The following is a 14793-nucleotide window of genomic DNA, read 5'->3' as shown; positions in this document are numbered from 1 at the left end:
CCATGGTATGAGTGTTTTGCGGGGTTTATGCCGAATCTGACCGGACTGGCGTCCAGAGGATGACGTCTCCGGCGGGCGACGGCCACCCGGGGGCGTCGCTGTGCCGGTCGCCGTCGCCCAGCGGGGCCGAGTCAGACCCGCGCCGCCGCGCGGGAGTCGGGTCAGACCCGGTAGCCGGCGGCGCGGGCGGCCAGGCGTTCCCGGCGGCGATCGCGGCGTCGGCGCAGCAACCACACGACGAAGGCCACCATGGCAACCAGGAAGACCAGTACGAGTATCGGCAGGACGATCGCCACCAGCGACATCACGATGCTCGTGAAGTCCTCGGCGGTGCTGGCCACCGGGGCCCCGACGCCGGCGGTGGTCGCGTTGATCACCGGTCGGGCCGCGGCCTTGACACCGTGTACCCCGAACGCGATCAGCACGCCCACCGCGATCGGTACCCACTGTTTCGAGCCGAAGAACTGGCCGGGGTCGCTCACGGTCACGGTCTGCGACTCGGAGCCGGCCCCGAACGCCAGTCCGCCGGCCGTGGGCCGCACCACCGTCTGCACGATGTCGTTGACGTGGTCCACCACGGGTACCTTGTCGGCCACCACCTCGACCGCGAGCAGCGCGGCCAGGATCGCGATGACCCAGCCGTTGCCGAGCCACTGCCAGCCGCCCGGCAGGTCGATCAGATCGGTGTACCGGGACAGCAGTCCCATCAGGAGCAGCGGGATGTAGGCGTTGAGTCCGGCCGAGGCGGCCAGGCCGGTACCGGTGAGGGCTTCGAGCACGAATCCAGGATGGCACCGACGCGCCAGTCCCGCCCGTCGGCGGCCGGCCGGGAGGCTCGACTACCCTGCTGGGGTGCGGTTGGTGATAGCGCGGTGCTCGGTGGACTATGTCGGACGGCTCTCGGCGCATCTGCCGCCGGCCACCCGACTGCTGATGGTGAAGGCCGACGGATCGGTCTCCATCCATGCCGACGATCGGGCGTACAAGCCGCTGAACTGGATGAGCCCGCCGTGCCGGCTCGAAGAGGCGCCCGGCGTCTGGCGCGTGGTCAACAAGGCCGGCGAGGAGTTGCGGATCGCCCTGGAAGAGGTCTTCCAGGACACGTCGTACGAGCTGGGGGTCGACCCCGGCCTGCGTAAGGACGGCGTCGAGGCGCACCTGCAGGAGTTGCTGGCGGCGAACCCCGAGACGTTGGGCGAGGGTTTCACCCTGATCCGGCGCGAGTACATGACCGCGATCGGACCGGTCGATCTACTGTGCCGGGACGGTTCGGCGGGCACCGTTGCGGTCGAGGTGAAGCGGCGGGGCGAGATCGACGGGGTCGAGCAGCTCACCCGGTACCTCGAACTGCTCAACCGCGATCCGCTGCTCGCCCCCGTGGCCGGGGTGTTCGCCGCCCAGGAGATCAAGCCACAGGCCCGGGTGCTGGCCCGGGACCGGGGGATCCGCTGCGTCGTCGTGAACTACGACCGGCTGCGCGGCATCGAGCGCGACGAACTCACCCTCTTCTGACCCCACCTCCGGATCACCCTGGTTGTCTTTTGGGGTGTTCACTGGGCCTTTGTCGGTATCTGCCCGGCGCTCAGCGGCATGCGCTCCGACGGTTCGGGTAGACGGTGGGCGACCCTGCCGCTGCCCGAAAGGAAGGGCCCCCTGTTATCGCATTTCGTATAGGAAGGGCCCCTTCTTAACGCCCTGACGGCTCGACGCTCGGCGGCTCGATGCCTTGACGGCTCGACGCATCGAGGGGCTCGACGGCTCGATGACTCAACGACGGTTTGCTCAGGGAGGACGCCATGGCCAGCTCGCCGACGGCCAACTCACCGATGCCCGAAGCGCGACGGTCCACAGCCGACACCATCATGCTCATCCACGGCCTCTGGATGACTCCGCGCAGTTGGGAGAACTGGGCCGACCGGTACTCCCGGGCCGGTTTCCGGGTGCTCACCCCGGCCTGGCCCGGGATGGAGGCCGAGGTCGAAGAGTTGCGGCGAGATCCGGCGCCGATCGCCGAGTTGACCGCGAACCGCGTGATCGACCACTACGACCGGCTGATCCGCGAGTTGGACCGGCCACCGATCCTGATGGGCCACTCATTCGGCGGGGCGTTCGTCCAGGTACTGCTGGACCGCGGGCTGGGCGCCGCCGGTGTGGCCATCGACCCGGCGTCCGTGCGCGGGGTCGCGCGACTGCCGGTCAGTACGCTCCGGTCCGCCTTCCCGATCCTGCGCAGCCCGGCGAACCGGCACCGGGCCGTACCGGTGACGCCCGAGCAGTTCCACTACACCTTCACCAACACGCTGGACGAGTCCGGCTCGCGTGCGGCGTACGACAGGTACGCCGTACCCGGTTCGGGTGGAGTGTTGTTCGGCGGCGCGCTCGCCAACCTGGAGCGGCACAGTCCGCTCAAGGTGGACTTCGGGAACAACGGGCGGGCCCCGTTGCTGCTGCTGGCGGGCGGCGTCGACCACGTGGCGCCCGCCTCGACCACCCGGGCGGTGGCCAAGCGGCACCGCAAGTCCACGGCGGTGACCGGGTTCCACGAGTTCCCTGGCCGGTCACACTTCACGCTGGGACAGCCCGGCTGGGAAGAGGTGGCCGACTACGCGCTGGAGTGGGCCATCGAGGCCACCTCACCGCACCTGGTCCTGGCCGACTGACCACGACCAACACCGGCCAACTGACCACGACCAACGCGGACCGACTGACCACGACCAACGCCGGCCAACTGACGGTAACTGCGACCGACGCGGGCCGACTGCCCGCGACCAACGCGGGCCGACTGACCACGACCGACGCAGATCTTGGAATTTCGCTACCTCTCCAGGGGGAGCGGAATTCCAAGATCCGAATGGGATCGCCGCGCCGGCCGACAGTGCCGGGTGGCGGCGGGTCAGTCGGGGGACGGCGGGTCGGCCGGGTGGCGGCGGGTCAGTCGGGTGGCGGCGGGTCAGTCGGGTGACGCGGGTGGCGGCTGGCCAGGGGTGGTGGCGGGTCAGGCGGTGACAGCGGGTCGGGCGGTGGTGGCGGCGCCGCGGACGGCGATGAGTGACTTGGGCAGCCCGGCCAGCCGTTCCACCAGGATCCGCGAGCGCGGGAAGTAGTGCCGCATCTGGGCGTGGCCGACCAACTCGGTCCAGAGCACGTCGTGGACGGCGTTGCTCCGCTCCCGGGCCGGGGTGTGGCCCAGCGGCCAGCGGCGGGCGAGCGCGACCCGGACCGGCACCGGCAGGAACTGCATGCCGGGGACGATCCAGTGTGGCTCGACGGGAAAATACCGGTACGGCGTCTGGATCCAGTGCGCGTCCGCGAGGGTGTGTACGGTCTCCGCGAACCGCAGCCGCCGTTCGTGGCCGCCGACATGCTCCAGTACGGAGTTCGAGAAGACGAGATCGTACCGGCGTACGGCGAGGTGTGGTGGCAGGTCGCAGGCGTCCGCCTGGTCCACCTCGGCCCAGTCCGGTACGGGTCCGCCGGCCGGTTCGAGATTGATCAGGTGCAGCCGTTTGGGGCGGACGGGCGCGCGTCGCCAACTGTCCACCCGGCCGCCCAGGTCGAGTACCGACATCTGGTCGAGGTCGGGAAAGCAGCGGACCAGCCAGCCCGCCCGCCGGTCACGGTGCCGCGCTCCCCAGGAGTTGGCGCCGTCGACCAGGCGGAATCGCAGTGAGTGCAGGTCCATTCAACGCAGGGTAATGTAACCCCGACCACGCCGGTATACCGACATGCATGATTTGACGGAATAGCTCACCTATTGCGGCACTGGCCCCAGGTCGCCGGTCTGCCGGGCCGCCAGGTCCCCTGAGCCGCCGATGCGACGAGCTGCGGGTCCGCCGGGCCGCCGATGCGAAGGGCCGCCGGTCACCGGCCGTACAGCCGCTTGACTATCGCGGCGATCCGGGCGACCTGGGCGGGGGTCCGCTCGAAGGTCATGGCGGGCAGCAGCGACGGGCCGCGACGCCGGCTTATCGCCTTGGCCCGGCCGAATTCCCGCAGCCCGTCGTCGCCGTGGATGCGGCCGAACCCGGAGTCGCCCACGCCACCGAACGGCAGCGTGGACATCCCGACGAAGGTCAGGGTCGAGTTGACGGCCGCCATGCCCGAGCGCAGCCGTCGGGCGATCGCCACCGCGCGCCGCCGGCCGAACACCGAGCCACCCAGCCCGTACGGCAGGGCGTTGGCCAGGGCGACGGCCTCGTCCGCGTCCCGGACCTTGCGTACCGTGAGCGTCGGCCCGAACGTCTCCTCCCGGACCGCCGCCGAGTCCTCCGGTACGTCGACCAGCACTGTCGGATGCACGTACGGCGGTCGTACCGCGTCGGGTCCGCCCAGCACGGCGCGTCCGCCCCGGGACACGGCGTCCTCGATGTGCCGGCGGATCGTGTCGAGCTGGGCCGGCATGGTGATCGGGCCGAGGTCCGTGCCGTCGTCGCCCACGGTGAGCCGGCTGGCCTTGGCCACGACCCGGTCCAGGAAGCCGTCGTACACCGATTCGACCGCGTAGACCCGTTCGATCCCGATGCAGGTCTGGCCGGCGTTGGTGAACGCACCCCAGACGCACGCCTCGGCCGCGGCGTCCAGGTCGGCGTCCGCGTCGACGATCATCGCGTCCTTGCCGCCGGCCTCCAGCAGCACCGGGGTCAGCGTCTCCGCGCAGGCCGCCATCACCTTCTTGGCGGTGGCGGTCGAGCCGGTGAAGGCGACCTTGCCGACCCCGGACCGGCACAACTCGGCGCCCACCGCGCCGAGTCCGTGCACCACCTGGAGTACGGGCTGGTCGGGCACGGCCTCGGCGAACGAGTCCGCCAGCCACTGTCCGACGGCCGGGGTGTACTCGCTGGGCTTGTGTACCACGGCGTTGCCGGCGGCGAGCGCGTACGCGATCGAACCCATCGGGGTGAGGACCGGATAGTTCCACGGTCCGATCACGCCCACCACGCCGTACGGCTGGTACTCCAGATATCCGGAGAACTCCGCGACCATCAGTCGGGACCGGACCCGGCGGGGGCCGAGCACCCGGTGGGCGTTCCGGGCGGCCCAGTCGACGTGTTCGATGGCCGAGATGATTTCGACCACGGCGTCGGCGACCGGTTTGCCCCCCTCCAGGTGGCACAGTTCGGCCAGTTCGTCGATCCGGTTCGCCAGCAGCGACCGCCAGCGCAGCAGTCCGGCCTTCCGGTCGGCGAAGCCCAGCCCGGCCCACCAGCCGGCCGCGGTCCGGGCCCGCCCGACCGTGGCGGCGATGTCGGCCGTCCCCGCCACCGGGAAACGTCCGGCCAATGCCCCGGTGGCCGGGTTCGTCGACACCAGCTCGCCGTTCTCGATCACCGGTACGCCGGGGGTCCGCACTGCCGTCATGGCGGGAGTGTAGTCCCGGCCGTTACCCGTCGGTAGGGGGTTGGTGTCGGGGTTGCGGTCGTGGATTTTGCGGCTCGCCCGCCGTGGATTTTGCGGTTCGTCGGGAGTCGATTTTGCGGGTGCTGGGGAGGGATTCCACCGGTGTTCACCTCGGAGTTTCATGTTTGTCGACGCCGGTTCGCCGGATGCGGGGATCGCCTACCGGGTGGAGAAAGTCCGTCCTAGGAGCCGGTAGAGAAGGCGGCCGATCGTTGGCAGGCTGGCAACGAGTCGGTGGTGCGGGCACCGATGACGGGATGTGATCGCATGAGCAACGAACCTGACCTGTTGCCGGTGTTGACGGTGATCAGCGGTGGGTGGCAGGGCGTCAGCTTCCGGCTGCGGTCGGGCAGCTGGTTGCTGGGCCGTGGTGAGGACGCAGACCTGTCGCTGGAGGATCCGAAGGTCAGCCGGGAGCACGCCCGGGTGACCGTCGCCGACGGCGAGGTGGTGTTGACCGATCTCGGCTCCACCAACGGCACCTGGCGAAACGACGAGCGGATCACCGGGCCCACGGTGCTGCGGGACGGCGACCGGCTCCGGATGGGTCACCTGCGGCTGCGGTTCTTCGACCCCGCGATGGCCACCACCGATCCGGTCGGAACGCCGCTGTTCCTGCCGGCCCGATCACTGCCCGGTGTCGGCGCGTCGCTCGGGGCGCGGTCCGACGGGTCGTTCGGGGCGCGGTCCGACGGGTCGCCCGGGGAGCTGCCCGACAACTCCCGCCGGGGGCTGTCCGGCGGGGCGCTCGGGGCGCTGGTGGCGCCGACCCAGGAGTTGGACCAGGCCGTCCGGGTCACCGGCACCCGGGTCGCCGTCCTGATCGCCGGTTGCGCGGCGCTGGTCGGCGGGTTGGCGGTCGCGCACCAGATCCTGGGCTGACCGGATCTGAGGGCGGCCGGGTCTGAGGGCGGCCGGGTCTGAGGGCGGCCGGATCTGAGGACGACCGGATCTGAGGACGACCGGGCCGGAGGGCGGCCGGCGGTCGCGGTGAGATAACCCACCGCACCTCGACAACGGAGTGTCACATGGCAGACTCGCGCGCATAACCTTAGCGGCCGTTCACCGGCCGTCCCGACTTGAGTGGGAGGTCGGCCGTGGCTCGCGAGTTCGCCAGCGTCGGGGTCGTCGGACTGGGCACGATGGGCGCCGGCATCGTCGAGGTGTTCGCGCGCAGCGGGATCGACGTACTCGCCGTGGAGGTGTCGGAGGCTGCCCTGGAGCGGGGGCGGGTCACCCTCACCGGCTCGTGCGACCGGGCCGTGGCCAGGGGCAAGCTCTCGGCCGAGGACCGGGACGCGCTGATGTCCCGGGTCCGGTTCGCGGTCGGCCTGCCCGCGCTGGAGGCGGTGGACCTGGTCGTCGAGGCGGTCCCCGAGCACCTCGACCTCAAGCAGCGGATCTTCGGCGAGCTGGACCGGGTCTGCAAGCCGGACGCCATTCTGGCCACCAACACCTCATCGCTGAGCGTCACCGAAATCTCGGTGGCCACCTCCCGGCCGAACCAGGTCATCGGGATCCACTTCTTCAACCCGGCACCGGTGATGAAGCTGGTCGAGGTGGTCCGCACCGTGGTCACCGCGCCCGAGGTGGTGGCCGACGTCGAGGCGTTGTGCGCGCGGCTCGGCAAGGTCGACGTGACCATCACCGACCGCGCCGGGTTCATCGCCAACGCGCTGCTGTTCGGCTATCTCAACCACGCCGTGGCGATGTACGAGGCCCGGTACGCCAGCCGGGAGGACATCGACGCGGCCATGAAGCTCGGCTGCGGACTGCCGATGGGCCCGCTCGCGCTGATGGACCTGATCGGCGTGGACACCGCGTACGAGATCCTGGACACCATGTACCGGCGCGGTGGCCGGGATCGCCGGCACGCCCCCGTACCGCTGATCAAGCAGATGGTCACGGCGGGCCTGTTGGGTCGCAAGTCCGGGCGCGGCTTCTACACCTACGAGCGGCCGGGATCGCCGAAGGTCGTACCGGACGACCAGACCCCGGCCCCGACGGAGGCCGCGGCGGCCGACGGCACCGCCACCAGGGTCGGGCACGGCGCCGCCGCAGCGCCCGGCCGCGCCGTCACCAAGGTCGGTGTCGTGGGGGCGGGCACCATGGCCACCGGCATCATCGAGGTCTTCGCCCGAGCCGGGTACGAGGTGATCTCGGTGACCCGGGGCGCGGAGAAGTCGGCGGCGGTCTGCGAGGCGGTGAAGACCTCGCTCAACAAGGGCGTGGTCCGGGGCCGGCTCGCCGAGGCCGACCGGGACGCCGCGCTGGGCCGGATCACCTGGTCGGCCACGCTCGACCACCTGGCCGACACGGATCTGGTGGTGGAGGCCGTGGTCGAGGAGTTGAGCGTGAAGAAGGCGCTCTTCGCCAGCCTCGACGAGATCTGCAAGCCGGGCGTGGTGCTGGCGACCACCACCTCCTCGCTGCCGGTGGTGGACATCGCGATGGCCACCCAGCGACCGGCCGACGTGGTGGGCCTGCACTTCTTCAACCCCGCCCCGGTGATGCCGCTGGTCGAGGTGGTGCGGACGATCCGCACCTCGGCCGAGACCGTCGCCACCGCCCGGGGGATCTGCGCCACGCTGGGCAAGACGGCTGTGGTGTGCGCGGACCGGTCCGGGTTCGTCGTCAACGCGCTGCTGTTCCCGTACCTCAACGACGCGGTGAGGATGCTGGAGGCGTCGTACTCGACCGCCGACGACATCGATCACGCGATGAAGCTGGGCTGCGGCTACCCGATGGGGCCGTTCGAACTGCTCGACGTGGTGGGTCTGGACGTCGCGTTGGCCATCCAGCGCGAGCTGTACCTGGAGTTGCGCGAGCCCGGGTTCGCGCCCGCTCCGCTGCTGGAGCACCTGGTGACGGCCGGCTACCTCGGCCGCAAGACCGGCCGGGGCTTCCGCGACCACACCCACCGCTGACAGCGTGAGGAAGGGTGGTCAGCCGGCGGGGCCGATGGTGACGGCGGCGCGGCTGGTCCGGCCCTGCGTGGTGATCTGGTAGACGAGCCGGTCGTTACGGCCCGCTCCGCCGCGCGGCGTGTAGCCGATGGCACCGGAGGAGGTCACCCGGGCTGTGCCGTGCGTCGGGGCGGTACTGATGGTCACCCGGGTCTCCGGTCCGATGTAGTCGTTGGCCAGCACCGAGATGGTGGTCGAGCCGGTGCGTTTCGCCGTGACCCGGTCGGGGACCGCCCGGGGCGCCGGGACGAAGCTGCCGGTGCCGGTGTTGACGAAATACTGTCGGGCGCCGGTCCGGCGGTCGGTGGTGAGTACGTCGGGGAACCGGTCACCATTCGCGTTCACCACCTGACTGGTCCAGGCCGTCTCACCGGACTCGTCCCGTTGCAGGCTCTGGGTGGCGCCGCTGTCCAACAGCACGACCACGCCGGTGGCGCTGCTGTCGAAGTAGCTGAGCAGGGTGTCCTGGGCGGCGTTGTGGTTGAGGTCGCGGACCACCAGTTGGGTCGGCTGGGCGGCGAACCGCTGGGGACCGGGGACGAAGGTGCCGGTGCCGGTACTGAGGTACGTCTGATAGCCCTCGCCCTGGTCGGTCCACTCGTACACGTCCCCCCGGCCGTCGCCGTTGAAGTCGGCGTTGCCCAGGAAGGAGGGCTGCCAGATCGCCCGCGCGGTGCCGACCACCTTGAACAGCCGCAGGGTCACCAGGTCGTGGTCGATTCCCGGCGGTGCGCCGGCGAACCAGGCCAGGACGATCTCGTCGGCCCCCTTGCCGTCGATCTGGGCCGCGGTGCCCAGGTCCGGGCAGTACTGGCCGGGGGCCAGGTTCAGATAGTGGTACGTCCGGGTGGACCCGACGGCTGTCGAAACGGTGATCCGGCAGTCGACCGAGACCCCGGCCGTCGAGCCGAGGGTGGCGGTGTCGCTGACACCGTCGCCGTCGAAGTCGCCCCTGATCGCGTCGTCGCGCCCACCGGCCCGGGCCGGCGCCGCGGACAGCGTCAGGACCAGGAGGCCGGTCACGGCCGTGCCGAGCAGAGCCCTGGCCGCCGCGCCGACGGCGCCTCCTGCGCGCATGGCCGCCCACCTTTCCCGGGTACGACCGCCGCGCGGGCACCGTACGCCGGGTGGACGTCGCGCGCCGTTGAGGCTGGTCAACTGGTCAATAACCGTTAAAAGCATTAAATGAGGCTAACTGCCGATTGTGGCTTCGGCGTCAACGTGCCCAGCATCCGACAGTGCTGGTGGGCGGCGTGGTTAAGAGGGGACCCTTCCTATACGAAAAGCGATAAGAGGGGGCCCTTCCTTGCAGCTCAGGGGGTGAAGGTGATGGTGACGGCGGCGCTGCTGGACCAACCCTGTTCGGCGATCCGGTAGACGAGCCGGTCGTGCCCGGCGTGATCGGCCCGTGGCGTGTAGACGATGGTGCCGGCGGAGGTGAGCGTCGACGTACCCTCGCTGGGTGGGGTGGTGATGGTGATGGTGTAGCCCGGAACCACGTAGTCGTTGGTCAGGATCGGGATCACCGTCCGGCGGGCGTCGGAAATCCACACCCGGTCCTGCACTGCCCGGGGGGTCGCGACGAAGGTGCCGGCACCGGTGTTGAGGAAGTACCGTGGCTGACCGGTCCGCCGGTTCACGGTGAGTACGTCCAGCCGGGCGTCGCCGTTGGCGTCCACCACCCGGGAGGTCCAGGTCGTCCCCCCGAACGGGTCGGACTCCAGCGTCCGGACCTCGCCGTTGGCCAACGCCACGACCACCCCGCTGGAGAAGTCGGCGCAGTTCTCGATGTAGCTGATCAGCGTGCCCAGCGTGCCGTCGCCGACGAAGTCCCGCAGCGTCAACTGCCGGGGCGTGCCGCAGTACCGCTCCGGACCGGGCACGAAGGCGCCGGTGCCGGTGCTGAGGAACGTCTGGTACCCGTCACCCTGGTCGGTCCACTCGTAGAGGTCCTGCAGGTGGTCGCCGTTGATGTCGGCGTGCCCGATGAAGCTCGGTTGCCAGATGGCAGTGGAGGTGGCGATCAGTTTGAACAGCCGCAGGGTCAGCAGGTTCTCCTCGATCCCCGGCGGCGGGCCGGCGAACCAGCTCAGCATGATCTCGTCCAGTCCGGAGTGGTCGATCTCGCCGGCCGTACCCAGGTCGGGACAGTTGGGTTCGTCGGTTGACAGCACCAGGTAGGTGTAGGTGCGGACCGGCCCGGTGCCACCGGGCCGGACGTGGAGCTGGCAGTTGATCGAGCTGTCGACCACCAGGTCCAGGGTGGCGACGTCGGCGATGTCGTCCCCGTCGAAGTCGCCGATGATCGGCTCGCCCGGTCCACCGGCGCGGGCCGGTACACCGGGACCCACCGTGCAGACCAGCAATGTCGCGGCGGCCAGCGCGGCGGCGAGTATCCGACTCTTCCCCATGGTCCTGTCCTCTCTGTCGCGCCTGTTGGCCCGACGGGATGACCGGGGAGGGCCTGGCCGGCGCGGGCCTGGCCCTCTCATCGGTCACCCGGTGATTCGGAGGCTGACGGTGGCGTTGCTGCTGTGTCCGTCGAGGGTCAGCCGGTAGGTGAACGAGTCGGTGGTGCCGTGCACCGGTCGTGGGTCGTAGACGATGGTGCCGCTGGAGGTGACCTGGGCGGTGCCGTAGCGCGGCGCCCGCGTGACACTGACCCGGGTGCCGCTCGTGGTGTAGTCGTTGGCCAGCACGTTGAGCGCGGTCCGCCGGTTACCGGGCACCACCGCCGAATCGGGTACCGCCAGCGGCGCGGCCACGAACCGGCCGGTGCCGGTGTTGATGAAGTACCGGCGGGCGCCGGTGCTCCGGTTGACGGTGAGTACGTCCGGACGAGCGTCGCCGTCGGCGTAGACCACCTGGGACGTCCAGGTCGTCTCCCCGGACGGATCGACCTGCAACCGCTGGACCGCACCGTTGTCCCAGGCCACCACCACGCCGCTGGAGAAGTCGGCGCAGTTGTCGATGTAGCTGATCAGCGCGTCCGCCCGACCGTTGTGATTGAGGTCCCGGACGGTGAGCTGGGTGGGTGTGGCGCAGTACCGCTCGGGGCCGGGGACGAAGGTGCCGGCGCCGGTGCTGAGGAAGGTCTGGTATCCGTCGCCCTGGTCGGTCCACTGGTAGACGTCCTGCCGTCCGTCGGCGGTGAAGTCCGCGTGCCCGATGAAGCTGGGCTGCCAGATCGCCGCGGACGTGCCGACGACCTGGTAGAACCGCAGCGTCAGCAGGTTCTCGGTGACCGACGGCGGGGGGCCGTCGAACCAGGTCACCACCAGTTCGTCGATCCCGGACCCGTCCACGTCGGCGGCCGTACCCATGTTCGGGCAGACCGGCTCGGGGACGGTGTGCGGCAACACCAGGTAGGTGAACTCCCGGGTCGGCTGGCCCGGGGCGGTGACTGTTGCCCGGCAGTCGATGGAGTCTCCGACGAACGAGTCCAGGGCCACGACGTCGGGTACGCCGTCGCCGTTGAAGTCGCCGGGGATCGGCACACCCGGTCCGCCGGCCACGGCCGGGCCGGCCCAGGCCAGCGATGCCACGACCGTGGTGATGATCAGGGTGACGATTGTGCTGAGGAACCAACCGGGGCCGGTTCGCGAGGATTGTCTGCACATGGCGCTCCCTCCATGTGTCGCAGTGCTGCCCGAAATGGGCGGTGCCCGGGTGGCCGGTCGCCACGCCGTCCGGCCGTGCCGGTCGGCCAGGCGGGTGGCGCCGGTCACCCGGTGATCCGGAGGCTGACGGTGGCGTCGCTGATGCGCCCGTCGAGGGTCAGCCGGTAGGTGAACGAGTCGGTGGTGCCGTGGACCGGCCGGGGCCCGTACACGATGGTGCCGCTGGAGGTGACCTGGGCGGTGCCGTACCGGGGTGGGGTGACGACGCTGATCCGGGTGTCCGTGGTGACGTAGTCGTTGGCCAGCACGTTGATGGCGGTGCGTCGAGTGCCCGGCACGGTGGCCGAGTCGTTCGTCGCCTGCGGAGCCAGGACGAACCGGGTGCCGGCGTTGACGAAGTAGTGGGTGACGCCCGTCAGCACGTTCACGGTGCGGATGTCCGGGAACCGATCGCCGTTGGCGTCGACCACCGACGCGGCCCAGACGGTGATGCCGGTCTGGTCGTGCTCCAGCAGCTGGTACGAGCCGTCGTCGCGGACCACCACCACCCCGCTGGACCGGTCAGCGCACTCCAGGAGGTACGAGATGAGCGCGTCCTGCGCCCCGCTGCCGTCGAAGTCCCGCAGCAGTACCGTGTTCGGGGCGGCACACCAGCGTTCGGGCCCGGGGCGCAGCACCCCGTTGCCGGTGTTGACGTAGGTCTGGTAGCCCTGGCCCTGGTCGCTGATCATGTAGACGTCCCGGTAGCCCTCGCCGGTGAAGTCCGCGGTGCCCTGCCAACTCGGCTGGAAGACCGTCTCGGTCAGCCCGTAGTCCGGTTGGAAGGTGAAGTCGGTGAGCACCAACAGCGAATACGGCACCGTGTGCGGCGGACCGGCGAACCAGGAGACGGCCAACTCGTCCCGGCCGTCGCGGTTCAGGTCGAGCGTCACCCCGATGTCCGGGCAGTTCACAATGGCACCGCCCTCGCTGCCGGGGCGCAGGTAGACGTACGCGATGGGAATGCCGAGGATTCCGTCCGGGGCGCCGTACTGCACGATGACCGAGCAGAGTGTGGTGCCGACCAGCCCGAGGTAGGCCACGTCCGGGTACGGGTCGTTGTTGTACCGGCCGCGGATCGGGTCACCCCGGCCGTGCGCCCCGGGAGGCCGGACGCCGGGTGGCGGTGGGTCCTCGGGGACCGTGGCGGTCCGACGGGCCGCGCTTTCCCGCTCGGCGCGGGCCTCGGCGGCCCGGGCCTGGGCGTCCACCAGCGCCTCCCGGGCCTGTGCGGGGGAGAGCCGGTGCGGCCCGGGGGGAGGAGCCGGCAGCGGAATCGCTCCGGGTGGCAGGGCGGCGGACCGGATGGTCAGACCCGGGGCCGGCCGGTCCGACGCGGGTCCGTCCGACGCGGGTCCGTCCGACGGGGGTCCGGCCGACACCGGCCGGACCGGGGCCGCCGTGGTCGACACGGCGGCCAGCACCGCTACCAGAATGGCGGCGAACTGGGCCTTTGCAAGGCTGGACATGGCGGTCTGCCGATCAGCCGCGGTTGCGGATCGAGACGGCGGCGCTGCTGTGCCGGCCCTCTTCGGTCAGCCGGTACACCAGCCGATCGTCGGGACCGTGGGCGGAGCTGGGCCGATAGGCGATGCGGCCGTCACTGGTCACCTGTGCCGTGCCGTACCGGGGCGCGGTGATGATGCTGACCCGGGCGTTGCTGCTGGCGTAGTCATTGGCCAGCACACTGATCACGATCTTCTGGCCCAACGTGGTCACCCCGTCGTAGACCGCGACCGGGGCGAGCACGAGGCCCTGATTGCCCTTGCCGATGAAGTAGCGCACCTGGCCGTTGCTCTGGTTGTCGGTGCGAACGTCGATGATCCGGTCGGCGTTGGCGTACACGAACCGTGCCTTCCAGGTCGCCGCACCCAGTTCGAGATGTTGGGTGTGGCCGTTGTCGAAGATCAGCACCACCCCGTTGGTGCGATTCGTGCAACCCCCGCGGTAGGCGAGCAGGGCGTCCATGGCGTCGTTCCGGTCGACATCCCACAGTTGCAGCGCGGGGGTGGCGGCGGAGCACCAGGCTTCCGGCGAGGGCAGCAGCTCGGAACCGCTGATCACATAGGGGGTGTAGCCGCCCATCCCGAGCCCGTACGGCGTCGGGGTCGCGCCGGGGGTGAAGACCGCCGTGTCCAGCAGGGTGGGGGCGCTGATCGGCGAGGTGAAGGTGCCGATCGGCATGAAGCCGTGGGGGAGGTCGTCGAGGATGAGCCGGTTGTAGCTCAGGCCCGGCGGCGCGCCCCGGCTCCAGCCGATCCACAGCTCGGGGGCTCCCTCGCTGTCGAAGTCGAACGCGGTTCCGATGTCGGGGCAGACATCGGCGCCGCCGGTCGGCACCGGCCGGAGATAGACGTACACCAAGGGTGGGACGAAGACGTCGACGGGATGGCCCAGTTGCAGGATCACGGAGCAGTAGTTGGGGTTGACCGCCCCCAGGATCACCTGGTCAACCCTGCCATCCATGTTGAAGTCCCCCCTGATCGGCTCGCTGGGCCCACCTCCGAGGGCGGGTGACGGGGTGGTCGCGCAGATCACGGTGCCGAGCACCGCGAGCAGGGCGATGGCGCGAATGCGGCGTGTCATGGCATTGCCCCTTCCTGAGGGCCTCCGCCAGAGCCGAGGCGGATGTTCTGACCGTAAGCCAGCACGAACATCATTCGATATGACTGACTTTGATCTGACACGCTGCGATTAGTAAATTTCATCCGGATCTTGGCGTCGCGCAGGTCATGGTCGGGAACTCAACGCTGGCGCCGTACCCTGGGAAG

The 14793-nt window shown here is 70.2% G+C and carries 12 protein-coding genes; 4 read left to right on the top strand and 8 right to left on the bottom strand.

All coding sequences use genetic code 11. The annotated features are described in order from the left end of the window. Window positions 1-161: 161 nt before the first annotated feature. Entirely contained in the window at window positions 162-779 is a 618-nt protein-coding gene (locus ACXN5W_RS13115) for a DUF4126 domain-containing protein (protein ID WP_473158511.1), read from the bottom strand. Window positions 780-852: 73 nt separating this feature from the next. On the opposite strand from ACXN5W_RS13115, the gene nucS reads away from it, so the two are divergent. Next, entirely contained in the window at window positions 853-1512 is a 660-nt protein-coding gene (nucS, locus tag ACXN5W_RS13110) for an endonuclease NucS (protein WP_473158510.1), read from the top strand. A 284-nt stretch (window positions 1513-1796) separates the two neighbouring features. Further along, complete coding sequence (locus ACXN5W_RS13105; protein ID WP_473158509.1) at window positions 1797-2660, top strand: alpha/beta hydrolase; 864 nt, start codon at window positions 1797-1799, stop codon at window positions 2658-2660. Between the two features lie 335 nt (window positions 2661-2995). Here ACXN5W_RS13105 and ACXN5W_RS13100 read toward each other — a convergent pair whose 3' ends face one another. Continuing rightward, a complete protein-coding gene (locus tag ACXN5W_RS13100; protein WP_473158508.1) occupies window positions 2996-3682 on the bottom strand; it encodes a class I SAM-dependent methyltransferase in 687 nt (228 codons plus the stop codon). A 179-nt stretch (window positions 3683-3861) separates the two neighbouring features. Next, entirely contained in the window at window positions 3862-5358 is a 1497-nt protein-coding gene (locus tag ACXN5W_RS13095; RefSeq protein WP_473158507.1) for an aldehyde dehydrogenase family protein, read from the bottom strand. Window positions 5359-5664: 306 nt separating this feature from the next. Here ACXN5W_RS13095 and ACXN5W_RS13090 point away from each other — a divergent pair, with 306 nt between their 5' ends. Beyond that, on the top strand, window positions 5665-6279 hold the full coding sequence (locus ACXN5W_RS13090) for an FHA domain-containing protein (protein ID WP_473158506.1): 615 nt from the start codon (window positions 5665-5667) through the stop codon (window positions 6277-6279). A gap of 215 nt (window positions 6280-6494) precedes the next feature. Beyond that, a complete protein-coding gene (locus ACXN5W_RS13085; RefSeq protein ID WP_473158505.1) occupies window positions 6495-8324 on the top strand; it encodes a 3-hydroxyacyl-CoA dehydrogenase family protein in 1830 nt (609 codons plus the stop codon). Between the two features lie 18 nt (window positions 8325-8342). On the opposite strand, the gene ACXN5W_RS13080 is transcribed toward ACXN5W_RS13085, so the two are convergent. From ACXN5W_RS13080 to ACXN5W_RS13060, 5 genes are all read right to left on the bottom strand, one after another. After that, window positions 8343-9440, bottom strand: a complete 1098-nt coding sequence (locus ACXN5W_RS13080; RefSeq protein ID WP_473158504.1) for an Ig-like domain-containing protein — start codon at window positions 9438-9440, stop codon at window positions 8343-8345. 236 nt (window positions 9441-9676) lie between these two features. Next, window positions 9677-10774, bottom strand: a complete 1098-nt coding sequence (locus tag ACXN5W_RS13075; RefSeq protein WP_473158503.1) for an Ig-like domain-containing protein — start codon at window positions 10772-10774, stop codon at window positions 9677-9679. A gap of 84 nt (window positions 10775-10858) precedes the next feature. Next, window positions 10859-11983 (bottom strand): Ig-like domain-containing protein, encoded by a 1125-nt coding sequence (locus ACXN5W_RS13070; protein ID WP_473158502.1) that lies wholly within the window; start codon window positions 11981-11983, stop codon window positions 10859-10861. Window positions 11984-12087: 104 nt separating this feature from the next. Beyond that, window positions 12088-13491, bottom strand: a complete 1404-nt coding sequence (locus tag ACXN5W_RS13065; RefSeq protein ID WP_473158501.1) for an Ig-like domain-containing protein — start codon at window positions 13489-13491, stop codon at window positions 12088-12090. Between the two features lie 13 nt (window positions 13492-13504). Continuing rightward, window positions 13505-14608, bottom strand: coding sequence for an Ig-like domain-containing protein (locus tag ACXN5W_RS13060; RefSeq protein ID WP_473158500.1), 1104 nt, complete (start codon window positions 14606-14608; stop codon window positions 13505-13507). Between the last annotated feature and the right edge of the window lie 185 nt (window positions 14609-14793).

Source organism: Plantactinospora sp. A48 (assembly GCF_055793945.1).
This window is presented reverse-complemented; position numbering and strand designations above follow the sequence as displayed.